The organism is Cryobacterium arcticum (genome assembly GCF_001679725.1).
Lineage (GTDB): Bacteria > Actinomycetota > Actinomycetes > Actinomycetales > Microbacteriaceae > Cryobacterium > Cryobacterium arcticum_A.
Map to the genome: position 1 here is coordinate 871,282 of NZ_CP016282.1, position 22,366 is coordinate 893,647.

Annotated in this window: 25 protein-coding genes; 14 read left to right on the forward strand and 11 right to left on the reverse strand. The window is 69.0% G+C overall.

Translation table 11 applies throughout. The features are described from left to right. Positions 1-75: 75 nt before the first annotated feature. Together PA27867_RS03830 and PA27867_RS03835 are read left to right on the forward strand one after the other, a co-directional pair. Positions 76-420 carry a metal-sensitive transcriptional regulator gene (locus PA27867_RS03830; protein ID WP_066593443.1) on the forward strand — a complete coding sequence of 115 codons (345 nt, stop codon included), beginning with the start codon at positions 76-78 and terminating at the stop codon, positions 418-420. A gap of 63 nt (positions 421-483) precedes the next feature. Further along, positions 484-1,671, forward strand: coding sequence for a low temperature requirement protein A (locus PA27867_RS03835; RefSeq protein WP_066593445.1), 1,188 nt, complete (start codon positions 484-486; stop codon positions 1,669-1,671). Here the strand turns inward: PA27867_RS03835 and PA27867_RS03840 are convergent. Further along, positions 1,668-2,255, reverse strand: a complete 588-nt coding sequence (locus PA27867_RS03840; protein WP_066593454.1) for a hypothetical protein — start codon at positions 2,253-2,255, stop codon at positions 1,668-1,670. The genes PA27867_RS03835 and PA27867_RS03840 overlap by 4 nt on opposite strands. Positions 2,256-2,307: 52 nt before the next feature. Here PA27867_RS03840 and PA27867_RS03845 point away from each other — a divergent pair, with 52 nt between their 5' ends. Both PA27867_RS03845 and PA27867_RS03850 read left to right on the forward strand, forming a co-directional pair. Then, on the forward strand, positions 2,308-3,273 hold the full coding sequence (locus PA27867_RS03845; RefSeq protein WP_236900830.1) for a DMT family transporter: 966 nt from the start codon (positions 2,308-2,310) through the stop codon (positions 3,271-3,273). A gap of 111 nt (positions 3,274-3,384) precedes the next feature. Continuing rightward, positions 3,385-4,179, forward strand: a complete 795-nt coding sequence (locus PA27867_RS03850; RefSeq protein ID WP_157109106.1) for a hypothetical protein — start codon at positions 3,385-3,387, stop codon at positions 4,177-4,179. Between the two features lie 40 nt (positions 4,180-4,219). On the opposite strand, the gene PA27867_RS03855 is transcribed toward PA27867_RS03850, so the two are convergent. Further along, complete coding sequence (locus tag PA27867_RS03855; RefSeq protein ID WP_157109107.1) at positions 4,220-4,957, reverse strand: LysM peptidoglycan-binding domain-containing protein; 738 nt, start codon at positions 4,955-4,957, stop codon at positions 4,220-4,222. 199 nt (positions 4,958-5,156) lie between these two features. Here PA27867_RS03855 and PA27867_RS03860 point away from each other — a divergent pair, with 199 nt between their 5' ends. Continuing rightward, on the forward strand, positions 5,157-5,606 hold the full coding sequence (locus PA27867_RS03860) for a hypothetical protein (RefSeq protein WP_157109108.1): 450 nt from the start codon (positions 5,157-5,159) through the stop codon (positions 5,604-5,606). 33 nt (positions 5,607-5,639) lie between these two features. Here PA27867_RS03860 and PA27867_RS03865 read toward each other — a convergent pair whose 3' ends face one another. Continuing rightward, the gene (locus PA27867_RS03865; RefSeq protein ID WP_066593472.1) at positions 5,640-7,289 is read right to left on the reverse strand and encodes an ABC-F family ATP-binding cassette domain-containing protein; all 1,650 of its coding nucleotides are present in this window, start codon (positions 7,287-7,289) and stop codon (positions 5,640-5,642) included. Positions 7,290-7,608: 319 nt separating this feature from the next. Here PA27867_RS03865 and PA27867_RS03870 point away from each other — a divergent pair, with 319 nt between their 5' ends. Continuing rightward, positions 7,609-9,591 carry an ABC1 kinase family protein gene (locus tag PA27867_RS03870; protein ID WP_084020652.1) on the forward strand — a complete coding sequence of 661 codons (1,983 nt, stop codon included), beginning with the start codon at positions 7,609-7,611 and terminating at the stop codon, positions 9,589-9,591. Here PA27867_RS03870 and PA27867_RS03875 read toward each other — a convergent pair. Further along, entirely contained in the window at positions 9,548-10,141 is a 594-nt protein-coding gene (locus PA27867_RS03875) for a CGNR zinc finger domain-containing protein (RefSeq protein ID WP_084020654.1), read from the reverse strand. The two genes, PA27867_RS03870 and PA27867_RS03875, sit on opposite strands and share 44 nt — an antisense overlap. An 82-nt stretch (positions 10,142-10,223) precedes the next feature. Between PA27867_RS03875 and PA27867_RS03880 the strand changes: the two genes are divergently transcribed. After that, positions 10,224-11,204 (forward strand): EamA family transporter, encoded by a 981-nt coding sequence (locus PA27867_RS03880; RefSeq protein ID WP_066593487.1) that lies wholly within the window; start codon positions 10,224-10,226, stop codon positions 11,202-11,204. Here the strand turns inward: PA27867_RS03880 and PA27867_RS03885 are convergent. Next, entirely contained in the window at positions 11,201-12,715 is a 1,515-nt protein-coding gene (locus PA27867_RS03885; RefSeq protein WP_066593490.1) for an MFS transporter, read from the reverse strand. The two genes, PA27867_RS03880 and PA27867_RS03885, sit on opposite strands and share 4 nt — an antisense overlap. A 221-nt stretch (positions 12,716-12,936) precedes the next feature. On the opposite strand from PA27867_RS03885, the gene PA27867_RS03890 reads away from it, so the two are divergent. Beyond that, positions 12,937-13,587, forward strand: a complete 651-nt coding sequence (locus tag PA27867_RS03890) for a TetR/AcrR family transcriptional regulator (protein WP_236900831.1) — start codon at positions 12,937-12,939, stop codon at positions 13,585-13,587. A 35-nt stretch (positions 13,588-13,622) separates the two neighbouring features. Further along, positions 13,623-13,808 carry a YegP family protein gene (locus tag PA27867_RS03895; protein ID WP_066593492.1) on the forward strand — a complete coding sequence of 62 codons (186 nt, stop codon included), beginning with the start codon at positions 13,623-13,625 and terminating at the stop codon, positions 13,806-13,808. Between the two features lie 24 nt (positions 13,809-13,832). Here PA27867_RS03895 and PA27867_RS03900 read toward each other — a convergent pair whose 3' ends face one another. Next, a complete protein-coding gene (locus PA27867_RS03900; RefSeq protein WP_066593494.1) occupies positions 13,833-14,717 on the reverse strand; it encodes a neutral zinc metallopeptidase in 885 nt (294 codons plus the stop codon). A 101-nt stretch (positions 14,718-14,818) separates the two neighbouring features. On the opposite strand from PA27867_RS03900, the gene PA27867_RS03905 reads away from it, so the two are divergent. The 3 genes from PA27867_RS03905 to PA27867_RS03915 are packed head-to-tail and all read left to right on the forward strand — an operon-like array spanning position 14,819 to position 16,382. After that, on the forward strand, positions 14,819-15,472 hold the full coding sequence (locus tag PA27867_RS03905; RefSeq protein WP_066593496.1) for a hypothetical protein: 654 nt from the start codon (positions 14,819-14,821) through the stop codon (positions 15,470-15,472). Between the two features lie 27 nt (positions 15,473-15,499). Beyond that, the gene (locus tag PA27867_RS03910) at positions 15,500-16,171 is read left to right on the forward strand and encodes a CG0192-related protein (RefSeq protein WP_066593505.1); all 672 of its coding nucleotides are present in this window, start codon (positions 15,500-15,502) and stop codon (positions 16,169-16,171) included. A gap of 22 nt (positions 16,172-16,193) precedes the next feature. Continuing rightward, positions 16,194-16,382 (forward strand): hypothetical protein, encoded by a 189-nt coding sequence (locus tag PA27867_RS03915; RefSeq protein WP_066593508.1) that lies wholly within the window; start codon positions 16,194-16,196, stop codon positions 16,380-16,382. A gap of 36 nt (positions 16,383-16,418) precedes the next feature. Here the strand turns inward: PA27867_RS03915 and PA27867_RS03920 are convergent, their stop codons facing one another. Then, a complete protein-coding gene (locus PA27867_RS03920; RefSeq protein ID WP_157109109.1) occupies positions 16,419-16,646 on the reverse strand; it encodes a hypothetical protein in 228 nt (75 codons plus the stop codon). A gap of 56 nt (positions 16,647-16,702) precedes the next feature. Beyond that, positions 16,703-17,620 carry an alpha/beta hydrolase fold domain-containing protein gene (locus PA27867_RS03925; RefSeq protein WP_066593511.1) on the reverse strand — a complete coding sequence of 306 codons (918 nt, stop codon included), beginning with the start codon at positions 17,618-17,620 and terminating at the stop codon, positions 16,703-16,705. Between the two features lie 96 nt (positions 17,621-17,716). Here PA27867_RS03925 and PA27867_RS03930 point away from each other — a divergent pair, with 96 nt between their 5' ends. Beyond that, on the forward strand, positions 17,717-17,905 hold the full coding sequence (locus PA27867_RS03930; RefSeq protein ID WP_066593514.1) for a hypothetical protein: 189 nt from the start codon (positions 17,717-17,719) through the stop codon (positions 17,903-17,905). A 37-nt stretch (positions 17,906-17,942) separates the two neighbouring features. Here PA27867_RS03930 and PA27867_RS03935 read toward each other — a convergent pair whose 3' ends face one another. Beyond that, the gene (locus PA27867_RS03935; protein ID WP_066593517.1) at positions 17,943-18,776 is read right to left on the reverse strand and encodes a class I SAM-dependent methyltransferase; all 834 of its coding nucleotides are present in this window, start codon (positions 18,774-18,776) and stop codon (positions 17,943-17,945) included. Between the two features lie 206 nt (positions 18,777-18,982). Here PA27867_RS03935 and trxA point away from each other — a divergent pair, with 206 nt between their 5' ends. Beyond that, positions 18,983-19,378, forward strand: coding sequence for a thioredoxin (gene trxA, locus PA27867_RS03940; protein ID WP_066593520.1), 396 nt, complete (start codon positions 18,983-18,985; stop codon positions 19,376-19,378). 73 nt (positions 19,379-19,451) lie between these two features. On the opposite strand, the gene PA27867_RS03945 is transcribed toward trxA, so the two are convergent. Continuing rightward, entirely contained in the window at positions 19,452-21,503 is a 2,052-nt protein-coding gene (locus tag PA27867_RS03945; RefSeq protein WP_066593523.1) for a glucose PTS transporter subunit IIA, read from the reverse strand. Positions 21,504-21,669: 166 nt separating this feature from the next. Beyond that, positions 21,670-22,326 (reverse strand): class I SAM-dependent methyltransferase, encoded by a 657-nt coding sequence (locus PA27867_RS03950; RefSeq protein ID WP_084020658.1) that lies wholly within the window; start codon positions 22,324-22,326, stop codon positions 21,670-21,672. Between the last annotated feature and the right edge of the window lie 40 nt (positions 22,327-22,366).

Here is a 22,366-nt window from a genome sequence, read left to right on the forward strand (position 1 = left end):
CCCCCTCCGGGTACTCTAGCGCACTTTCGTGATACCGTGAGGGGGTATAGGGCCAGCCGACACCAGGAGCACACCATGACGACCGACGCCGCCGTTCCCGACGCCATCGATCCCCACGCCGACCATTCCCACGACGGTCCGCACGGCTACATCTCCAACAAGGACGACTACCTCAAGCGCCTGCGCCGCATCGAGGGCCAGGCGCGGGGCCTGCAGGGCATGGTCACCGACGACAAGTACTGCATCGACATCCTCACCCAGGTCTCGGCCATGACCAGCGCCCTGCAGTCCGTGGCACTCGGCCTGCTGAACGACCACCTGAGTCACTGCGTCGTCGACGCCGTCGCGACGGGCGGCGAAGAGGCTCAGCTCAAGCTCAAGGAGGCCGGCGACGCCATCGCCCGGCTGGTGCGCTCCTAACCCCTCGGGAATGGGCGCTGCAGCCGCTGGCATTCAAGCCGGCGTCGTCTCTAGGCTGAGCGCATGACAGACGCGCCCGGCATCAGGTTCCACCGGCGGATGACCGCGCGCGACACCGCAGAGCCGCACCGGGTGTCGAGCCCGCTCGAGCTGCTCTTCGACCTCACGTTCGTGGTGGCCGTGGCGCAGCTCGTGGTGCAACTCGCGCACGGCCTCGAGAACGGCCACGGGGTCGACGAGATCGCCCCGTTCCTGATGGTGTTCTTCGCCATCTGGTGGGCCTGGATGAACTTCACCTGGTTCGCCTCGGCGTACGACACCGACGACGTGCCCTATCGGCTGCTCACCCTGGTGCAGATGGGTGGGGTGCTGGTTCTCGCAGCCGGGGTGCCGGCCGCGTTCCTTGACCAGGATTTCCGGGCCATCACGGTGGGCTACCTCATCATGCGGTTGGCTCTCGTGGTGCAGTGGCTACGGGCCGGCGCCGAGCATCCGGACGGGCGCACGACGGCGTGGCGGTACGCGGCCGGGGTGAGCCTCGTGCAGCTCGGCTGGTTGGCCCGGCTGGCGCTGCCCGAGGAGTTCGGCCTGGCGTCCTTCATCGTGCTCGTGGTGCTTGAGCTCGCCGTGCCGCCGTGGGCCGAGCGATCCGGCAGCACCTTCTGGCACCCGCACCACATAGCCGAACGGTACGGGCTGTTCACCATCATCCTGCTCGGCGAGGGTGTGCTCGCCGCAATTTACGGCGTGCAGGATGCGCTCGAAGCGCGCGGGTTCAGCGGCGACCTGGTGCTCGTGTCCGTGGCGTCCTTCGTCGCGGTGTTCGCGCTCTGGTGGCTGTACTTCCTCGAACCGGCCGGGGAGGGGCTCTCGGTCAACCGCGGTCGCTCCTATCTGTGGGGCTACGGGCACTACGGGGTGTTCGTCTCGTTGGCGGCCCTCGGCGCCGGCCTTGAAGCGGCCGTGGCGGACGCCGGCCATCACGTCGAGGCATCGGCGACGACCCTCGCCTTCGCCGTGGCGCTGCCCGTGGGTGTCTTCCTGCTGCTGCTCTGGGCCACTCACGCCGTGCTGGATACGCGGTCACAGGTGCGCCCGGCCGTGATCCTACCCTCGGCAGCGGCCGTGCTGCTCGTTCCGCTGCTCGCCGGCACGGTGGGGGTCACCGTGGTTGTGGTCGTCATCGCGGCGCTCTGTGTGCTCATCGTGGCGATCACCGTGGCCGACCAGTTGCGCCGGGCCCGCGGCTAGGGCTTGGGCACCCAGTAGCCCACCCGGCCCAGCAGCTGGGTCTCCCGGTCGGCGTCGGAGGGGACCTCCACCTCGGGTGGGAACACACCCATGGCCCGGAACCCCTCGACCTGCGGGCCGATCACCTCCCAGAGGGTCTCCACCAGCGGGGCGGGCAGCGAATAGTCCCAGCCGAGTTGCCGGGCGATCGACCAGGCCTGGAAGGCCCGGTAGATGCTCACGTGCTCGAGGTACTCCCGTAGCGGGAAGTCGCCGTAGCTGAGGTGCACGATCTTCTCCGGGTCGAGGTCCTCGCTCACGGCTCGGGTGGCCAGGTCGTTGAGCCGGTCGTACGCGGCGATCGGGTCGGCGCCGAGCAGGTCGCCGTCGTAGGTGCCGCCGGCGTCTTCGATGGTGCGACCCAGCAGCACATCGGGCACCCAGGCCTCGTCACGGGCGTGCGCGGCGAGCACATCGCGCAGGGTCGGGTCGGGTGTGGAGGACCACTCGGCCGGCGCCGGCAGGCTGAGTTGCTCGGGAGTGATCCGGTCGATGACGGAGCGCAACGCGGCATCCGCCTGGAGGAAGAGCTCTTTCTGCTTCATGCTGGCACGCTAGCACCGGCCCCGTACAGGACGGCAGCGGTAAAGTCTGCATGTGCCCGTCCCGTTCTATACCTCCGAAGTCACCGACGCGATCGTGGGGTTCCTCGACCCGGCCGCACGCAAGAATCTCGGCATCGCCGTGGCGTTGCTGGGCACGATCTTCCTGGCCCTCGGGGCACAGCTGCAACACCGCGGGGTGGGCAAGGCCGCCCGGATCCGCGCGTCCGACCGGCAGCGGATGAGCGCCGGCCAGCTCCTCGCCCTGCTGCGGCGGCCGTCCTGGCTGCTCGGCACCCTGCTGCTGGGCTGCGCGATCCTGCTGCAGCTCACCAGCCTGGGCCTGGCGCCGCTGCTCGTGGTGCAGCCCCTCGGGGTGGCCGCTCTGGTGCTCTCCACCGTCGTCGACTCCCGGCTCGCGCACACCCGGCTCGACGGCACGGTGTTGCGCTCGGTGGCGCTCTCGGTGGGCGGGATCGTCGTCTTCGTGACCATCGCCGCGGTGTACGCCGCCGACCGGCCCATCCAGCCGCCGCAGGTGACCATCATCCTGATCCTGCTGGCAGCCGTGCTGGTGGGCTTCGGTCTGGTGTTCGTGTTCCTGCGCGCCCGGCTCACCGCCGTGGCCTGGGTGGTCGGCGCCGGAGTTCTCTACGCCTTCGTCGCCACGCTCGCCAAGCTCACCATCACCCAGCTCGTGTCCGGCCAGATCTCGCTGCTCACCCTGCTGTGCGTGGGCGGCGTTCTCACTGCGGCCGTTGTCGGCGGCATCTTCGTGCAGATCGCCTACTCCTCCGGGCCGCCCAACCTGGTCATCGCCGGGCTGACCGTGGTGGACCCGCTCGTGGCGGTCGGCATCGGCATCGTGGTGCTGGGCGAGGCCTCCGCCGCGCCGCCTTACGCGCTGGTGGCCTTCGTGCTCGCCGGTGCCGTCGCCGCGTACGGCGTCGTCGGGCTGTCCCGGCACCGGCCGCAGTCGACGCTGGAGCCGGCGCCGCTGACTCAAACGCCGCCGGAGTAGAGACTGCCGGACAGGCGCCCCTGCCTGGCCCGAGCCCCACACTGGCAATACCCTCCGAAAGCACGGTCGAATCACGGAGGGCGCCCAGACAACGTCGGTAGCATCAATTTGATGTCAACCGTTCATTCGAAAACCCACCGCGTAGGCCGGTCTTTCGTCGTACTCGGTGTGCTGCTGTTCGTCCTCACGGGGTGCGGGGCGGCCGGGGTGGCCCAGAGCTCTCTGGTGACGTCGTCCGAGACAGACGACACCACTGAGGCGACCTCGACCGACGATGCCGACGATGCCGGGGAACCGGCCGCAGAGGCCACCGGCTGCCCGGCCACGCCGGCCGAGATGCCGGCCGGCGTCGTCAGCGCCGAGATCGCGGATGTCGACGGCGACGGCGAGAACGACACCGAGTGGTACTCCGAAGCCAGCTCTCCCTTCATCTACGGCATCACCACGGCTTCCGGTGCCACTCACACGCTCACCGACGATCTGGCCGGGCCGGGCGCGCACAGCGGGTGGACGGCGGCCCTGCACAATGGTGTGGTGGTCACGGTTCTCGACGACGGTCGCAGCGCCAGCCTGCACGCGTTCGTGGACTGCGAATACGTCACCCCGATCGGCGTGGACGGCCGGCCGTACACCTTCGACATGCAGAACTTGCGCGGCAACGGCACCGGCGTCGGCTGCCTCGAGGTGGAGGGCGGGCTCGAACTGAACGGCCTGCAGGTCGCCGAAAAGCACGGGGACACGTACGCCCTGATGGCCACAGGGATCACGGTCTCCGAGAACGGGCTGTCCGCCATGAACGGTTACACGGCCGTGTCGGGCTCGGTGCCGGAGGACGATCGCCGGGTTACCGCAGCGCAGACCTCGTCCTGCGCCAACGCGGCCGTCGTGAGCACCAGCGGTCAGTAGCGCTCACGCCTGACGGGGCGGACCAGGGCGGCGCATCCGCTCACCGGCCGCGTTCGTACCGGCTCAGGTTGAGGGTTTCGTCGGCCTGGGCCTCGTCCCAGCCCCGCATCGGGTTCAGCCAGAGGAGATCGGCCATGGTGATGCTGAACCGGTCGGCGATGGTCTCCAGGGCGTCGAGTGGAGCCACCACGTACCCCGACGGGTTCCCCGCGCTGTCGTAGATCACGGTTCCTCGGGCGGTGGGCACCTCGCCCGTATCCCTGACCGCCAGGTCGGGGTGCAGATCCGGCATCGTCCAGGCGAGTTCGGCCGTGGCCAGCACCCGCCCGAAGGTGATGCCGTCGACCTGTTCCCAGAGCACGGCCGTGCGCATCCAGCTGGGGTCGTTGGTGATCAGCTGGTCGCCGTACCCGTTGCCGGAGGCGATGTCGAAGGTCTGCCGGTCCTCCGTGCGCACCGGGGTGTCGGCGACGTAGCTGCGCGCGGTGCGGAAACGGCCCGTCGACGCGTCGTGGGGGAGGGCATTGAGCTCGAGGGTCACGGTGCTCTCGGTGGGGCCGAGATCGAGGTTCAGCACGCTCAGGGTCAGCCGGCCGGAAGCCGTGCTGATCTCGACGCCTCCCGAAACGGGAACCTTGGTGCTGGCGTCGAAGGTGCCCGTGCCCAGCACGGTGCCGGCAGCCAGCTCGTACAGCTCGGTGATGGGCTGGGGAGCCAGACCGGCGGCGCTCGGGCTGGGAGAAGGGACGAGCCCCTGACCGGCCGTACACCCGCTCAAAGCAGCCAGGACCAGCGCCGTGCCCCACACTCGCCATCGCGTCGCACCCGTCATCGTGACCCCCCGGCTGCAATCTAGCAGTGGCCTGGGCCGGCACAGAGCGCCATGGGAATTGCAAAGACGACGTGCACCTGAAATTCTATGGAGTGGGGGGCTTCGAGCGCGAGGTCCAATCGGACACGACGGAGAGAGCGCGACCATGACGCAGCGGGGGCTCGGGGCGACACACGGCCGGGTGGTACGGCTTGTGCCCGACTATGCGGGCACGGTGCTTTGGTTTCCGCATCCGGTGGCCTACGTGCACACCCGGCTGCATCCCGATCTGATCACCGACCTGATCCGCTGGGAGCTCGGGTACTACGACGCCCTCGACGCCGGCTTCAACTGGCAGAGCCCAGCCCACGCCAGCGCCTTCACGAGCGACGGAGTCGGCCTCGCCTTGCGCCTGGCCGTGCAGCTGGGCGCCGGCTTCGACGTCGAGTTCGCAACCTACGAAGCGGGCGTGGCCAGCCGACGGTTCCGCAGTGAACTTCCGGCCGACAACCCGCGCGCCGCGGCGGCCTTCACCGCGCTGTCCGCCCGGCCGGCGGCCAGCTGGGCTCCCACCGGATGGTCGACTCGGGCGCTGCGCGACACCATCGGACTGTGATCCCGGCGCTGACCCTAGTCACGGCCCCTCGCGTCACGGCCTCGGGCCTTCCTGCGCCTGCCCTGATGGCCGCTCCTCGCTGAGTCGCCCGTCGGCGTCGAGGGTGAGCCAGTCGGTGATGCCCAGCCGGCCGAGGAAGACGTCGTCGTGGCTGACCACCAGCAACCCGCCGCGGTAGGAGCCCAGCGCCCCGACCAGCTGGTCGACACTCTGCCGGTCGAGGTTGTTGGTGGGCTCGTCGAGCACGATCAGCTGCGCAGGCGGGTCGGCCAGCAGCAGTCGGGCCAGACAGACCCGGAAGCGCTCACCGCCGGACAGGCTGCGCACCGGCCGCCCCACTGCATCCCCGCGCAGCAAGAACCGGGCGAGCCGGCCGCGCAGCTCACCGGGGGACGCCTGCGGGGCCGAGGCGCCCAGATTCTCCAGGGCGGTGAGCTCCTCGTCGAGCCCGTCGAGCCGTTGGCTGAGGTACCCGATGCGCTCGGTGTGCGCGATCGCGGTGGCCAGGCCCTGCCGGGCCGTCTGGGGATGCACCAGCGTCTCGAGCAGGCTCGTCTTACCCACTCCATTGGGCCCGGTGAGGGCCACGCGGGCCGGGCCGTGAAGCAGGAACGTGCGGTTGCTGCCGGCGAGCTCGGCCAGCCGCTTACCGCTGGGCACCTGCGGGTCGGGCAGGTCCACGTGGATGTTCTCGTCCGAGCGCACCCGAGCGGATGCGTCGGCCGCCGCCCTGCGGGCATCCGCCACCTTGCCGTCGGCCTCGCGGTGCAGCTTGCCCGCCGACACCTGTGCCGCGGACTTGCGCAGCCCCATCACGATCTTGGGCACGCTCTTGTTCTCGTACTCGCTGCGCGCGAAGCGGCTGCGGCGGGCGAGCTTGGTCTCGGCCTCGATGCGCTGGGCCTTCTCCTTCTTCACGGCCTGGTCGGCGGTGCGCTGTGCCTGCACCGCGGCGGTTTGTTCGCGGTCGCGGTGCTCGAGGAAGGCGCTGTAGGGTCCGCCGAAGACCGTGAGGCCGCCCGCGTACAGCTCAGCGGTGTCGTCCATGAGCTCGAGCAGCGCGGTGTCGTGGCTGACCACGACGAGCGCGCCCGGCCAGGAACGCACCAGGGTCGCCAGCCGGGCACGGGCCGCTCGGTCGAGGTTGTTGGTGGGCTCGTCGAGCACCGTGATGGGCGCGTTCCTCAGGCGAAGGCCCGCAACGGCCACCAGGATGGCCTCGCCACCGGACATCGCGCCGACCGGCCGGTCCAGGTCGGCCTCGGCCAGCCCCGCCGAGCGCAGCGCCTCGCCGGCCTGGCTCACCAGGTCCCAATCGTCGCCGAGTACGTCGAAGTGCCGCTCCTCGACGTCGCCGGCCTCGATCGCCCGCAGCGCGTCGAGCTTGGCGCGCACCCCGAGCAGGTCGGCCGCCGTGGCGGTCACACCCAGGGTGAGCGTCTGCGGCAGGTAGCCGACATCGCCGGACAGCACGACGCTGCCCGTGCTGGGGCGCAACTGGCCGGAGATCAGTTGCAGCAGGGTGGACTTGCCGGAGCCGTTGGCGCCGACCAGGCCGGTGCGGCCCCGGCCGAAGGCGGCGGTGAGGCCCGTGAGAGCGGCGGAGCCGTCAGGCCAGGTGAGGCCCACATCCGTCAGAACAATGGTCGAAGCGTGTGCAGCTGAAGTGTGTGTCGCAGCCATGGGGCTCCCCGTCGTCAGTGAATGCACTGACCCCGGATGCCGCGGCGCGGCCGATCGACGGGTGTCAGCGCGTGAGCGCGAAAACGGCGAAGAACTTCACTGGTTGAGCCTGACTCTGGGGGACGGGACCGTTCCAGTCTGGCATGGACCGGGCGGTGTCGTCCATGATTCCCCGTAGGAGAGACACCGCGCGGTCGGTGGAGCGAGGGGATCGCTCTGTGGCAGATCACAGTGTCAGGTCGAGACTAGTCAACCTCCGCGCGCTACCCTGAGGCCAAAGCGAGAGATTGCGGGGCGTGCGGTGTTGGGATCGTTATGGGTGTGGATCGTCCTGGGCCTGATTGCCCTCGGCTACGCGGCCGCCATCGGTTTCGCCACCCGGTCGTTGCTCGGCACCACGGTGGGTTGGCTGCGCACCACGCTCGTGGCGGCGCTGGTGTTCATCGGCTGCTGGCCGTTCGCCTACTTCACCGCCACCCAGGCGCGGCTGATCACCGAGAACGGCGACCTCAAGGTGCCCGCGATCGTGTTGGTGCTGTTCGTCGCGCTGGCCTTCGGCTGGGTGTTCGCGTTCGGCATGGCGCTGCTGGTGGCGACAGAGGCACTGTGGCCGACCACCGCCGCCAACCCTGTGGATGCGTTCCGGGCCGCGCTGCACCGGCGGCGGCGCACCAAGCGCTACCTGCAGATCCTCACTCTGCTCTCCCGGCACGGTATCGGCTGGATCGTGCAGGAGCGCCCCGGCGCCGCCGCCCGCCAGCAGCGGGTGGGCGGCCGGGCGCCGGAAGCCCTGGTCTCGGCCATCAACGATGCCGGCGTCACCTTCGTCAAACTGGGCCAGCTGCTCTCCACCCGTCGGGACCTGCTGCCGCACAGCTACACGGTCGCGCTCGCGTCGCTGCAGTCTGGGGCAACGACCCTGCCGTGGCCGGCCGTGCGCGCCGTGATCGAGGCAGAGCTGAAGGCCCCGCTGGAGACCGTGTTCGCCACCGTGAACGAGGAGCCCCTCGCCGCGGCATCCGTGGCGCAGGTGCACGCCGGCACTTTGCTCGACGGCACCGCGGTGGTGCTCAAGGTGCAGCGCCCCGCGGCCGCTGCGCAGGTGGCCGCCGACATCGACATCATCGTGCGGCTCGCCCAGCGGGTGGAGAACCAGACCAGCTGGGGCCGGGATTTCGGGGCGGTGTCGCTCGCGGAGGGGTTCGCGAGATCGCTTCGTAACGAGCTGGACTACCGCATCGAATTCGCCAGCACCCAGCAGATCGGCAGTGTCGTCGCCTCGTCCGCCGCCGCGGAGGTGCTCGTCGTGCCGCGGGTCTACTCTGAAGCCAGCACCCGGCGCCTGCTCACCATGGACCTCATGGACGGGGTGCCGCTGAACGCGGCGGGGGAGCAGCTCGACCAGATGTGGCCGGAGGAGCGGGCCGCGCTCGCCGCGGCGCTGCTCGACGCCGTGCTCGGGCAACTGATCGTCACGGGCATCTTCCACGGCGACCTGCACCCGGGCAACCTGATGCTGCTCGGCGACGGCCGGCTGGGCATGATCGACTTCGGCAATGTCGGGGTGCTCGAGCGCAGCATGCGGGAGGGCCTGGTCACCCTGCTGCTGGCCGCGGCCCACGACGACGACGTCGCCACGACGGATGCGCTGCTCCTCGTGGTCGAGGCGCCGGCCGACGCCGACATCAAGGGCCTGCAACGCGACCTGGGCCGCATGCTCACCCTCGCCCGGCACAGCGCGGAGGGTGAGGGGTCGATCTTCACCGCCATGCTCGACATCGTGCGGGAACACCACCTGGCGATCCCGTCCACCCTCGGTCTGGCGCTGCGCTCGCTCACCACGCTCGAGCGCTGCCTGGCGATTCTCGACCCCAACTTCGACATGGTGAGCACCGCGTTCGAGCGGGTGCCGCACTTCCTGCGCCGGCTGTTCACCCCACAGTCGGTGCTGGGCTCGGCCCAGGCACAGGTGGCCGTGCTGCGCACCACCGCCCGTCGGCTGCCGCGCCGGTTGGAGACCATCAGCGCCGCGCTGGAGAAGGGCACCTTCAGCGTGCGCATCCGCGCCTTCTCCGAACCGGACGACCGCTGGTGGCTCGGCTCCGTGGTCATCGAGACCATCGGCGCCCTCATCGCGATCGCCGCAGTGAGCCTGGGCGTGGTGCTCGTGGTGTCCGACGCCGGTCCCGACTTGGTCTCCGGGGTGCGGCTCTACGCCTTCCTCGGCGCCACCATCGGCCTGGTCGGCTTCGTGCTGATCATCCGGGCGCTCCGGCAACTGTTCCTGCGGCATCCGCAGTAGCGTCGCCGGCGGCACGCTGCCGGAACGCGACCATGTTCATCCGGTTGCCGCAGCGCACGCTGCAGAACCGCTTGGACCCGTTGCGGGACAGGTCCACCAGCAGTCCGTCGCAGTCCTCCGCATCGCAGGCGCGGAGCCGCCCGCTCTCGTCGCTGCGGATCACGTCGACGAGGGCCAGGGCCACCTCCACCAGGATGCGTTCGGCCAGTGGGGCGGCCGGGTCGGTGGCGTGCAGGTGCCAGTCCATGCCGTCGTGCCGCATCAGCCGGGGAAGCGCCTGGGCGCTCTGCAACAGTTCGTTCACCTCGAGGGCCGCGTCGTCGCGATCGAGCGTCCAGATACGCCGCAGACGCTCTCGGGTGGCGCGCACCTCGGCCAACTCGGCCTCGGTGCGGTCCAGTCGTCCGGAGAACCGGTGGGCCTCGAATAACTGCACGACCTGGGCGGGGGAGATGAGCTCGTCGAGCCCGCTCTTGGTGGCTCCGGCCACGGTGTTGGCGAGGTCGACGGTGAACGCCAGACTCGCCTCGGTGTCAGGGGCAAAATGCAAGTTGACTCCTTACTCACGATCACACTATCTTCATCATTAGCGCCCTGGCAAGACCCCTACCCGCCCGGCGTACAGGAGCCTCATGAACCGCTCGTCCACCTCGCTCGGCCTGGTCATCGCGGTCGTCGCCGCGGCCACCTTCGGCCTGTCCGGCGCCCTGGCCAAGCCTCTGCTGGAGAGCGGCTGGAGCCCGGCCGCGGCAGTCACCGCGCGGGTGCTGATCGGCGGAATCGTGCTGTCGCCGCTGGCGGTGCTGTCGTTGCACGGCAAGTGGGCACTGCTCTGGCGCGCCCGCTGGCGGGTGCTGGCGATGGCCCTGATCGGCGTCGCGGCCACACAACTGCTCTACTTCGGGGCGATCGAACGCATCCCCGTGGGCACGGCCGTGCTCATCGAGTACATGGCGCCGTTGTTGCTGGTGGGCTGGGCTTGGGCGCGCAGCCGCCGCAGCCCCAAGGCCGTGGTGCTGATCGGCTCGGTCGTCGCCCTGGCCGGCCTGGTACTCGTGGTGTCGCCGGGCGGGTCCGCCAGCTTCGATGTGCTCGGGCTGCTGCTCGCCCTGGGGGCGATGGTGGGGTGCGCCATCTACTATCTCGTGGCGGCGCATCCGAGCGACGGGCTGCCGGCCGTGGCGCTGGCCGGATTCGGCCTGCTGCTCGGCGGCTTGCTGCTGGGCGTCGTGGGGCTGTCCGGACTCGTCCCGTTCCGCACGTCCACGGCCGATGTGGCAATGTTCGGCGCCGAGGTGCCGTGGTGGCTGCCGCTCCTGATTATCGGCGTGGTGGCCACGGCCGTCGCCTACTCCACCAGCATCGCCGCCAGCGAGATGCTCGGCTCCCGGCTGGCGTCGTTCGTGGGCCTGCTCGAGGTGGTGGCCGCCACCTTCTACGCCTGGCTGCTGCTGGGCGAGCAGCTCACCGTGCCGCAGCTCCTCGGGGGGCTGTTGATCCTTATCGGTATCGGTTTCGTACGCTCAGAGAAGACGGATGCCGTAATCGAACCGGCATCCGTCCCCCTGGTGGAGCCCCTCGGAAGCGAGGAGCTGCCCGGCCGACCGGGCTAGTGGGCGACGACCGGTTCGGCATCCTCGCTCAGGTGCGCGTTGGCCAGGGACAGGCCGTGGCCCATCCGGCGGAAGAGCAGCGCCGCGATGATGCCGCCGACGGCGAAGAACCCGGCGCCCCACCAGTACGCGGTGGCGTAGCTGGTGACGGCGGCCTGAGCGGCCACCTCGGCCGTGGCCGGCAGGTGCGACGCCACGTAGTCGGCCGCCGCGGTCGCCGCCAGCGTGTTCAGCAGGGCCGTGCCGATGGAGCCACCGACCTGCTGGCTGGTGTTCACCATGGCCGATGCGACGCCGGCGAACTGGCGGTCGACGCCCAGCGTGGCGGTCTGCATCGAGGCGGGCATGATGGAGCCCATCGCGAAGCCCAGGATCAGCAGCGGCGGCAGCACATTGGCCGCGTAGGTGCTCTCCAGGTTCAGGTTGGTGAGCAGGATCATGCCGATCATGCCCAGCGCCATGCCGAACGGCACCATGATCTTCGGGCCGAACCGGGGCACGAAGATGTTCGTCGACAGCTGCGCGGCAAGCACCAGCATCGCGATCATCGGCAGGAACGAGAAGCCGGTCTGCATCGGGGTGAAGCCCAGCGAGGTCTGCAGGTAGTAGGTGACGAAGAGGAAGATCCCGAACATGCCCGCGCCGGCGATCATCACCGAGAGGTACGCGGCGCCGCGGTTGCGGTCGAGCACGATCGAGAGTGGCAGCAGCGGATGCGCGGCCTTCCGCTGCCAGAGCACGAACGCCACGAGCAGCACCACGGCGCTGCCGAGCATGCCCCAGGTCAACGGCGAGTCCCAGCCATCCGTCTCAGCGTTGGAGAACCCGTAGACCAGGCCGAAGAGGGCCGCGGAGACCAGGAGGGTGCCGGGGATGTCGAGCTTGGGGCGGGGCCCGGTGCGCTTGAGGGTGTCGACGAAGATCGCGGCACCGATCACGGCCACGACCGCGATGACGACGTTGATGTAGAGGTTCCAGCGCCAGTCGAAGTACTCGGTGAGGAAGCCGCCGAGCAGGAGGCCCACGGCGCCTCCCGCGCCGGCGATCGCGCCGAAGACACCGAAGGCGCGAGCGCGCTCCTTGGGAATCGTGAAGGTCGTGGTGAGCACCGCCAGGGCGGTGGGAGCCAACAGGGCGCCGAAGGCACCCTGCAGGGCGCGGGCGGCCACGAGCCAGCCGAAGCTGTCGGCCGCGCCGCCCAGTGCGGAGGCGATGGCGAAGCCGATGAGCCCGATGATGAAAGTGCGTTTGCGGCCGATCAGGTCGGAGAGCCGGCCGCCGAGCAGCAGCAGGCTGGCGAAGGCGAGAGAGTATGCGGTCACGATCCACTGGCGGTCGCCATTGGAGAAGCCGAGGTCGGCCTGGGCGGAGGGGAGGGCGATGTTCACAACGGTGGAGTCGAGCACGACCATGAGCTGGGCGAGGGCCACCACGCTCAGGGTCCACCACCGGCGGGAATGGGGCACGGGGGTGCTCGTCGCGGGAGACGAAGCGGGGATCGTTTTAGACATAAACGCGACTCTATACGATACTGTGGAGTTCCGGATCTTAACAGTTCCTGAATTTACGCCCCGGTAACATGTGGAGTTGTACAGGGAAGGTCTGGCGCCTGCCGACGTACAGGCTCGTGGCGCATAATTTCAGGATCCGGCAGGGTCCGGAACCAGGACATACAGAAATGGAGATCGCCGCAATGACGCAGGTCGAACCCGGTTCGCTGGAGAGTGCTGTGGTGGAAACCACAGTGGTCGAAACCAAGCTGGGCCGCAAGCGCGACCACACCCGCGACCCGGAGATCCTCGCCGCCGCGCTCGAGGTTCTCGCCGAGACCGGCTTCGACGGCATGACCATCGACATGGTCGCCACCCGGGCCAAGGCCGGCAAGGCCACCCTGTACCGGCGTTGGCCGTCCAAGAACGAACTCGTCATCGACGCGGTCGCGTGCATGAAGCAGGCCGACCTCGACCAGTCCCGGCTGCCCGACACCGGCACGTTGCGCGGCGACCTGGTGGCGATGATCAAGCCCCGCACGATCGACGACGCCGTCAAGAAGATGCAGATCATGGCTGGTGTCATGTCGATGATCTCGGCGACGCCCGACCTCGCCGATGCGGCCAACGACGCTCTCATCAAACCGCGGGCCGCGGCCAACCGGTTCCTCATCCAGCGGGCCATCGACCGCGGAGAGGTCGACTCCGGCTGCGACATCGATGCCCTGTGCCTCGTCACCCCCGCCATGGCCACCTACCGCACGCTCATCGAACGTAAGCCCGTTGACCGGGACTTTCTCATCTCCCTCATCGACGGCGTGCTGCTGCCGGCCCTCGGCCTGCGCGGCGGCGACCCGGCGCGGCGCGGTAAGGTTGCGCCACCGGCCTCGTAGCCGGCGGAGTTCCATCTCGACGAAGAGAGCGTGTCATGTCCGGCAAGTATGAATTGACTGCAGACCGATCCGGTGGCTATGTCTTCAAGCTCAAGGCCCACAACGGCCAGGTCCTGATGACCTCGGAGAGCTACCAGACCAAGGCGGACGCCCTCAAGGGCATCGAGATCGTCAAGGCGGATGCCAAGGGCCGCGTGGTCGACCTCACCGAGCCCAAGTAGGCCTCAGGCTTTCGAGGCTCCCCGCTAGAGGTCGGTGTCAGCCGCCGCGAACGTGTCGCAGGCACCGGCCCCGCCGGTGTAGCCCGTCTGGAACCACTTCTGACGCTGTTCGCTCGACCCGTGTGTCCAGGTCTCCGGGTTCACTTGGCCCTGGGCCTTCTCCTGAATGCGGTCGTCACCGATGGCGGATGCGGCGTTCAGCGCATCCGCCATCTGGGCGTCGGTGATCGGTTCGAGCAGCGGGACGCCGTCGGCATCCGTGGTTTCGGTCGCCGAGCCCAGCCAGGCGCCGGCGAAGCAGTCGGCCTGCACCTCGAGGCGCACGGCGTCGGAGGTGGGGCCGGTCTGGGAGGTGTCGGCGCTGGCGAACGTGCCCGCGAGGTTCTGGATGTGGTGACCCCATTCGTGCCCAACGACGTAGAGCTGGGAGAGCGGGCCGGCCGTGGCACCGAACTGGCTGCGCAGCTCGTCGTAGAAAGCTGTGTCGAGGTAGATCTGCTGGTCACTCGGGCAGTAGAACGGCCCCACCGCGCTCGTGGCTGAGCCACAGCCCGTATCGACGGCCTGCTCGAACAGGTTGATGGTGGGGGAGGCATACCCGATGCCCATGGCCGGAGCTTGCTCGGCCCAATACGCGTCGAGCGAGTCGTAGGTGAGTCCCACCCGGCAATCCACGTCGGCATTGGCGTCTGCGCCGGTCTCGCAGTTCGTCAGGGCGGTGCCCTCGCTCTGGCTGCTGGTGCCGCTCGTGCCGCCGCCCACGAGGCCGGTGAGGTCCACCCCGAGCAGCTGCGAGAGCAGCACGATGGCAACGAGCCCCAGTCCGCCGCCGCCGACGGCGAGGCCGGTGCGACGGCCCGACTTGCGGACCCCGCGGCCGGAGTATTTGGCGTCGTCGTTAAAAGTCATTCCTCGACAATAAGCGATCCTCAGTTCCGCGCGGTGCCGCCACGACGCGGCACGCGGGGCGAATACTGGCGCATGGTCGGCCCGCCTGTCACACTGCGGTCATGAGAAGTCCCGGGGTCCTCGTGCTGGCAATCGTGGGCGCCGGGCTGCTCGCCCTCGGCGGATGCGGCGGCCCTGCGGCCCCCGGCGCGGGCGCGGGGCCGGGCGGGTTCCCCCGGCCGGCGGCGGCGGGTGAGGTGCTCGCCCAAGGCCTGGTGCTGCACAAAGACGGCGAAGACCCCCAGCTCTGCCTGGGCTCGGTCGCCGAGTCGTACCCGCCCCTGTGCGGCGGTCCGCCGATCGTCGGCTGGGACTGGGCGACGGTGGAACAGTCCGAGAGAGCATCCGGGGTCACCTGGGGCAGCTACGCCATCACCGGTACCTGGAATGCCGCCGTCTTCACGGTGACCCAGCCGCCCATCCCGCTCTCGCTCTACGACCCGCTCCGGGTCGACGACCCCCGTGAAGACCCGCAGAACGCGGGCGCGAGTGACGAGGCCACCCTGCTGCGCCTGCAGGAGAAGCTGCACTCCGCCGACTACAGCCCGTCCCAGTACACCGACTGGGCACAGGCGCCGATCCTGTCCGACTGGACCGCGAACGGGTATCTCTGGGTGTCCGTGATCTACGACGACGGCTCGATCCAGCGGTTCATGGACGACCAGTTCGGCACTGGCATCGTCGCGGTGCAGACCGCACTGCGGGATGTGGACTGACGGGTTCGCCGCCGTAGGATCGAGGGCATGGCCCTCCTCCACAAAGCAGACCTGACGCCCACCAAGATCGAACTGCTCAGCGGCTGGGTACCCAGTCAGCCGTGGTTCTCCGGTGAAGCGGATGCGCCGCTCGAGAACATCGCCGCGTACCGCTTCGATGACCCGGACGGCGAGGTGGGCATCGAGACGATCCTCGTGAGCGCCGGCACCGGCCCGGTGCTGCAGGTGCCCGTGACATACCGGAACGCTCCACTTGCAGGCGCCGACGCGGCCCTCATCGGAACCACCGAGCACTCTGTGCTGGGCAAGCGGTGGGTCTACGACGGCGCCGGTGACCCGGTCTACCTCGCCGCCGTCGCCACGGCCGCGTTGACCGGTGGACGCCAGGCCGAACTGCAGATCGAGATCGACGGCGAGATGGTCCTTCGCGAACCCACGGCCGTGGTTGCCGGTAGCGGAGCGCCCGGCGGACCTGCCGTGGCCCTGCCCGCTGTCGGCGAGATCAGCATCAGCGAGGCGCCGGGCACGACCGTCGTGGCGGCCGGTCCGTTGCGGATCGTCGTGGCCCGAGTGCTCGGCGACGACGACGTTCTGGCTAACCGGGCGCCCGACTCGGCCACCCACGAGGTGCTCGCCGGCACCTGGACCGAGCAGCCGAGCCTGCGTACGCTTGTGCTGGTCGGGGTCGTCGCCGACTAGGCGAAACCGGAACACTCGGCTGATGGAGGAGGACGGCTTCGACGAAGAGGATCTCGAGGAGATCGATCTCGACGAGCCCGGTCCGCCCTGTCCGGCCTGCGGCACGGAGATGACCGAGGACGGCGTTGACACGGCCGAGGGGCTCGAGTCCTGTCACCGCTGCCCGCGCTGCAAGCTCGTGATCGTGATTCCCGGGCTCAGCGACCGGTAGCCATGCCGGCATCCTTCGGTGGAAAGTCTCGGGTGGTCAGCGTTTGCCGGGCGCCAGGAGCGGTATTGCGCGACCCGCTTGAGCCTGGGTTTCGACGAAGGTGTCGTACGCGGTGGAGTGCATAGCCTCGTCATATGCGGCCATCGCGGCCCCGATCGCCGGCCCGGCGCTGCCGCGCCGAAGGCGGTGCGCGAGCAGACCCAGCGTCACCATCAGGCCGGCCACGCCGGTGACGAGGAGCATGCCCACCCAGACGTCAGTCATGCGCCGAGTCTACATTCGCCCGGTGCCGCCGCCCAGAGCGGATGCGGGCCACACCGCTAGTCCCGCGCGCTCAGCGTTTCAGCCACGCCCAGCCGGAGCCGCTCGACGATAGCTGCCCGGGCGGCACGGCCCACCGCGGTAGGCAGTAACGGGTAGACGTGCACCTGCCCGACGCCCTCGTGGAACTCCAGGTCGACTCCGGCCGCGGCGGCTTTGTCGACCAGGAGATGGGCATCGGGGTTCAGCACATCCCGTGTGCCGCTGAACACGGTCAGCGGTCCCAGGCCCGCCAGGTCGCCCATCAACGGACTCACCACCGGGTCCAGGATGTCATCGGATCCCTTCCAGAGATCGGCGAGGACCTCACCGCCAGGGGTCGCCAGCCAGGGGTCGCTCGGCTGCACGCTGGGGATGAGCGGGTTGCTCCAGGAGAGGTCCAGGGCGGGGGAGATCAGGACGGTGCGGCGCAGCGTGATGTCGTGCTCGTCCCGCAGCGCGAGGGCGGCGGACAACGCGATCTGCCCTCCGGCGGAGTCTCCGGCCAGGCAGGTGCTGCCGTACCGCTCCAGGTTGCCTCGCACCAGGTCGACGACGCCGGCAGCCACGGCTGCGGCGGTTCCGAACGGCACGAGCGGATAGATCGGCACGGTGACGGTGGTGTTCGCTTCTGCGGCGATCTGCGCGGCGAGGTGCCAGTGTTGCCCGGCGATCTGGTTCACCCAGCCGCCGCCGTGCACGTACACCACACTGCCGGTGGGAGTTCCCCCGACGGGCGTGATCGTGTAGACCGGCCAGGCCGCACCCGAGACCGTCACCCGAACGTCACGGCGCAGCCGGCTCGGCGGCCCGTACGGCGTCGGCCGGAGCTCACGCTCGCGCACATGCCGGCGCGCTCCCTCCGCCGTGACGAAGACCCGGTTCGCGCGCATCAGTCGGAGGGCGGGAACGATGACGCTGCTCGGGAGAGTGACCATGTCTACATTCTCGCGGACATCCGTGGGCGTTGACCGGTCGCCCGATGGCCGCCGGGCGGCCTTCGCGGGTTCACCCTGCGCAGGCATAATGGGGCCATGCTCACACCGCTGCTCAGCGATCGGATGCGCCACCTCGGGGTGGGCTGCCTGGTGGTGGCGGCGCTGATGTTCGTGGCCGCCGCCGTGATCTTCGCCGCCGGTTTCGAACCGGCGTTCCTGGCCATGCTTCTTGCGCTGGGTCTCTTCACCTTCGGCGTCGGCGCGGTGACCGTGGGGCGCAGGTAACGCAACGACACGACCCCTCGGTCTAGAATGCCGGCCGTTACAGCGTGGGCTTCACCGCCTGGAGCGTGTACGACAGCGGCGCGACGCCGGCGAGTGTGCCCAGCGCGAACTCCCCACCGGGCCGCTCCACCATCTGGCCGGGCAGGGCCTCCCACGGCACGCTGTCGTGCTCCACGAGCATCGTGAGCTGCAGACCCGCGTTCAGGAGCGCCGTCACGATCTCACCCAGGCTGTGATTCCACTCGTAGGTCTTCGTGGCCGTCATCGGGCGGTCGGTCTGCACATAGGTGGAATCGTCGTCCCACTCCAACGGTGCCTCCTGCTCGAAGTATGGGAACCGCAGGTGCAGGTCGTCTCCCAGCCTCTCGTCCATCGCCCACAGAATCGGATGCCCCTCCCGGAGGAACAGCCGGCCGCCCGGCGCCAACAGCCCGGCCACCACGGCCGCCCAGCGGTCGATGCTCGGCAACCAGCAGAGCGCCCCGATCCCCGTGTAAACCAGATCGAAACCGCCCGGTTCGAGTGCCGAGAGCGCCGAATACACGTCGGACTCGACGAAGTCCACCGTGTCACCGGTCTCCTGCACGAGGGTGCGAGCCTCAGCGAGGGCCACCGGGGAGAAGTCCAGCCCGGTGACGTGGGCGCCGAGCCGGGCGAGGGAGAGCGTGTCGGTTCCGATGTGGCACTGCAGGTGCACCGTGCGCAGCCCCGCGACGTCGCCGAGCCGGTCGCGGTCGAAGCGCACCACATCCGATAACAGCGCAGGGTCGTCCACATAGCGCTGCACCTGGTAGCCGAGACCGGTGCGTGCTGCGTGAGCGGATGCCCGATCATCCCAGTTGGCCCGGTTGGTGTCCAGGAAATGCTGCATGGTGGTCCTCGTCCTGCCCGGGGTTGGCGAGCCGACCAGACTAGCGCAGACCGGGCGGCGAGGAATAGAGCGCGTGCCGCTCGGCGTTAACCTCACTGTGCCGACGAGACGGGCCGCAGGGACCGGTTCTCAGGGCGGACCCATGCAACGCCCAGCGGCACCTGCGAGACTAGTCAATTCAACTTTCGAGAACGCAAGGAGACCCCATGCCCACCATTGACGTCACCGAGACCACGTTCGGCGAGACCCTGGCGGCCAACGAGATCGTGCTGGTGGATTTTTGGGCCGACTGGTGCGGTCCGTGTAAGCAGTTCGCCCCCACCTATGCGGCGTCGTCGGAGCAGCACCAGGACGTGGTGTTCGCCAAGGTCGACACCGAAGCCGAGCAGCAGCTGTCCGCCGCCGCGGGCATCCAGTCGATCCCCACGCTGATGGCCTTCCGTGAGGGCGTGCTGGTGTTCTCCCAGCCCGGCGCGCTGCCGCCGGCAGCGCTCGAGCAGGTGGTCACGGCCGTGAAGGGCCTGGACATGGCCGACGTGCACCGCCAGGTGGCGGCGCAGAAGGCCGAGCAGCAGGCCGCCGCTCAGCAGGGCGCCGAGTAAGCCAACCTCGCACCAGACACCAAAAAGGTGGGCAGAGATTTCTCTCTGCCCACCTTTTGTGTTGGTGCAGGTGTTACTTGGCGGTCACCGTGAGGAGCGCGTCTCCGACGGCGACGTGGCCGGTGGCGGCCTGGTCGATGGAGCCGAACTTCTTCGGGTTCGTCACGAGCACCGGGGTGACCAGCGAGTAGCCGGCTTCCTCGATGATCGCGCGGTCGAAGGTGACCAGCGGGGTGCCGGCCTCGACGCGGTCGCCGGCCTTGACCTTGACGTCAAAGCCCTTGCCGGCCAGGTTGACGGTGTCGATGCCCACGTGGATGAGCATTTCGATGCCGCCGTCGAGCATCAGGCCGAAGGCGTGGCCGGTCGGCTGAGCGACCAGGACCTTGCCGGCGGCCGGCGCGAAGACGGTGTCCCCGGTCGGGTCGACGCCGACGCCGAGGCCCACGATGCCCTTGCTGAACACGGGGTCCGGCACCTCATCGAGCGGTACGACGATGCCCTCGACCGGCGAGCCGATCGTGGCGAGAACCGTGGCAACCAGGGTGGCCGTGCCGCCGGCGGCGGGTGCCGTGGCGGCAGCCGTGCTGGATGCGACGGCAACCGGAGTCGCAACGGGAGCGACCGGAGCGTGCTTGGCCTCTTCCATGGCGGTGTCCTCGGCGAGCTGAGCGGCCGCTTCGGCCTTCTGCTCGGGCGAGAGGTAGCCGGAGAGGATCACGAGGATCATCGCGGTGAAGAACGACGCGGCAACAGCGATCGCGTACAGCGGGATGTTGTTGAAGGCCGGGATGGTGAGCAGCGACGTGAACACGAATGCGTTGGTCGTGACGCCACCGCCGACGCCGATGATGACACCACCGACGAGGCAACCGACGAGCATGCGCGGGTAGATGCGCTTGAACCGCAGGTGGATGCCGTACAGCGACGGTTCGGAGATACCACCGAGCAGTCCGGCGGCAAGAGCACCCGTTGCGGTCTGCTTCATCTGGCTGTTCTTGGCGCGGATGGCGAGGACGAGAACGCCGGCCGTGGCACCGAAGCAGGCGAAGTTCCAGGCGCCCATCGGGCCCTGGATGAAGTCATAGCCGAGGGACTGGATGTTCAGCAGCATGACGGCGTTCAGCGGCCAGTGCAGGCCCAGCGGAACCATGAACGGGTAGGCCAGCGGGATGACGATCGCGAAGATGAGCGGTGAGAAGTCGTTGATGGACTTGAGGAACTCGCCGATGGCCGCACCGCCGAAGACGCCGATCGGGCCGATGAGGAACGCCGTGACGGGGATCATCACGAGCATGCTCAGGAACGGCACGAAGATCAGCTGGACGCTGGACGGGATGACCTTCTTCAGGCCCTTGGTGAGGAGGGCGAGAACGGCCGCCATCAGCAGCGGCGGGAAGACCTGCGAGCTGTAGTCGGTGACGGTCAGCGGCAGGCCGAAGATCGACACGATCGCGGCCTTGCCGTCGAAGACGGTCTGCGCGCCGTCGGTGGCGGCGAGGGCGGAGAAGCCCGGCAGCATGACGACGGCCATGATGCCGAAGCCGACCCACGGGTCGGCGCCGAGGCGCTTGGAGGCGTTGTAGGCGACCATGAGCGGCAGGAAGACGAACACGCCCTGCCACATCAGGTTGATGAAGGCCCAGCCGGGCTCGAGCGTGACGCCCGGGGCATTCCACGCGGGGATGACACCGAGGGTGGCCATCAGCGCCATGAAGGTGATGAACAGCGACGCGCCCAGCAGAGCGCCCAGGATCGGGCGGAAGGAGTCGGAGAGGACCTCGAAGAACGTGTCGAGCCCGGCGAACTTGCCGCGGGGACCCTTCGCACGCTCGGCGGCCTTGATGTCGTCGGCGCTTTCGCCGGTGCCGACCTTCTTCATCTCGGGCAGCGCCAGGATCTCGTTGTAGACGGTCTCGACGGCGCCACCGATGACGACCTGGAAGCGGTCCCCGGACTGGGGAACGGCGCCCAGAACGGCGGGGATGGCTTCTACCTGAGCCTGATCGATTCCGGATGCGTCCTTGAGCGTGAAGCGCAAGCGAGTCGCACAGTGGGTGAGGGCGACGACGTTCGACGCCCCTCCGATGCTTTGAATAATGTCTTTAGCGGGCGAGGTCGCCACCTGAATCTCCTTATGATGTGGATGCCAAACGCGTGGTTCCCGTTTGGCACAGCTCAGTACAAACCGGGTTGGCCGACTGAGAATATCCTGTCAAATTTCACACACCACTTGAAATTTACACTGTTCGGGAATCGAAATTTGGGTCGAAAGTCCCGGGGGAGTGTGTTTAGGGTTGGCGGCGGGCCCGCAGCACCACGTCTTCGGTGTGATGTGCCCCGGCGCCGGTGCTCACGTGGCGGGGCCGAATCTCGTCGATCTCGACCGTCCAGCTGTCGTCCAGCCGCGCGGCAACATCCGCCGGACTCACGTAGCCCTCGGGATGGAACCCGTGCGCGGCGGCCTGCTCCACGCTGGGCAGGGAGTGGTGCACGACGAGGAGCACACCATTCGGTGCCACTGCATCAATTAGGGCGCGTTCGGCCGCGGCGTCGTCGGTGCGAAGCAGTGCGGGGTACTGCGCCGAGACCACGTCGAAGGACCCCGGAGCGAGTTCGGCTTCGGCCAGGCCGGCGTGCAGCCAGCGCACCTGAAGGCCGAGGGCGTCGCCGCGCTCTGACGCCCGGTTCAGTGCCACCTGGGAGACGTCCAACGCCGTCACGTCCCAGCCGTGTGCGGCCAGCCAGAGCGCATCGGCACCCTCGCCGCAGCCGACGTCCAGGATGCGGCCGGGCCGCATCCCCTCCAGTTCGGCCACCAGGGTTGCGTTCGGCTGCCCACTCCACAGGTTCTCCGCGCCGGCATACCGCTGGTCCCAGAGATCCTGGATGTCGCGGGGGTCCCGCGGCGTGTGCACGGCGGGGGTGTGGTCGCTGGTGTGGTCCATCACAGCAGCATGCAGGTCCGGCGGCCGGTGGCGAAATCGG

What these genes read in the sequence shown, in the direction of transcription:
- PA27867_RS03850 (WP_157109106.1), top strand. Translation starts at nt 3,385, where the DNA reads ATGTCAACCGTTCATTCGAAAACCCACCGCGTAGGCCGGTCTTTCGTC.
- PA27867_RS03885 (WP_066593490.1), bottom strand. Translation starts at nt 12,715, where the DNA reads ATGTCTAAAACGATCCCCGCTTCGTCTCCCGCGACGAGCACCCCCGTG.
- PA27867_RS03900 (WP_066593494.1), bottom strand. Translation starts at nt 14,717, where the DNA reads ATGACTTTTAACGACGACGCCAAATACTCCGGCCGCGGGGTCCGCAAG.
- trxA (WP_066593520.1), top strand. Translation starts at nt 18,983, where the DNA reads ATGCCCACCATTGACGTCACCGAGACCACGTTCGGCGAGACCCTGGCG.
- PA27867_RS03840 (WP_066593454.1), bottom strand. Translation starts at nt 2,255, where the DNA reads ATGAAGCAGAAAGAGCTCTTCCTCCAGGCGGATGCCGCGTTGCGCTCC.
- PA27867_RS03905 (WP_066593496.1), top strand. Translation starts at nt 14,819, where the DNA reads ATGAGAAGTCCCGGGGTCCTCGTGCTGGCAATCGTGGGCGCCGGGCTG.
- PA27867_RS03860 (WP_157109108.1), top strand. Translation starts at nt 5,157, where the DNA reads ATGACGCAGCGGGGGCTCGGGGCGACACACGGCCGGGTGGTACGGCTT.
- PA27867_RS03935 (WP_066593517.1), bottom strand. Translation starts at nt 18,776, where the DNA reads ATGCAGCATTTCCTGGACACCAACCGGGCCAACTGGGATGATCGGGCA.
- PA27867_RS03925 (WP_066593511.1), bottom strand. Translation starts at nt 17,620, where the DNA reads ATGGTCACTCTCCCGAGCAGCGTCATCGTTCCCGCCCTCCGACTGATG.
- PA27867_RS03865 (WP_066593472.1), bottom strand. Translation starts at nt 7,289, where the DNA reads ATGGCTGCGACACACACTTCAGCTGCACACGCTTCGACCATTGTTCTG.
- PA27867_RS03880 (WP_066593487.1), top strand. Translation starts at nt 10,224, where the DNA reads ATGAACCGCTCGTCCACCTCGCTCGGCCTGGTCATCGCGGTCGTCGCC.
- PA27867_RS03830 (WP_066593443.1), top strand. Translation starts at nt 76, where the DNA reads ATGACGACCGACGCCGCCGTTCCCGACGCCATCGATCCCCACGCCGAC.
- PA27867_RS03835 (WP_066593445.1), top strand. Translation starts at nt 484, where the DNA reads ATGACAGACGCGCCCGGCATCAGGTTCCACCGGCGGATGACCGCGCGC.
- PA27867_RS03895 (WP_066593492.1), top strand. Translation starts at nt 13,623, where the DNA reads ATGTCCGGCAAGTATGAATTGACTGCAGACCGATCCGGTGGCTATGTC.
- PA27867_RS03915 (WP_066593508.1), top strand. Translation starts at nt 16,194, where the DNA reads ATGGAGGAGGACGGCTTCGACGAAGAGGATCTCGAGGAGATCGATCTC.
- PA27867_RS03950 (WP_084020658.1), bottom strand. Translation starts at nt 22,326, where the DNA reads ATGGACCACACCAGCGACCACACCCCCGCCGTGCACACGCCGCGGGAC.
- PA27867_RS03910 (WP_066593505.1), top strand. Translation starts at nt 15,500, where the DNA reads ATGGCCCTCCTCCACAAAGCAGACCTGACGCCCACCAAGATCGAACTG.
- PA27867_RS03920 (WP_157109109.1), bottom strand. Translation starts at nt 16,646, where the DNA reads ATGACTGACGTCTGGGTGGGCATGCTCCTCGTCACCGGCGTGGCCGGC.
- PA27867_RS03930 (WP_066593514.1), top strand. Translation starts at nt 17,717, where the DNA reads ATGCTCACACCGCTGCTCAGCGATCGGATGCGCCACCTCGGGGTGGGC.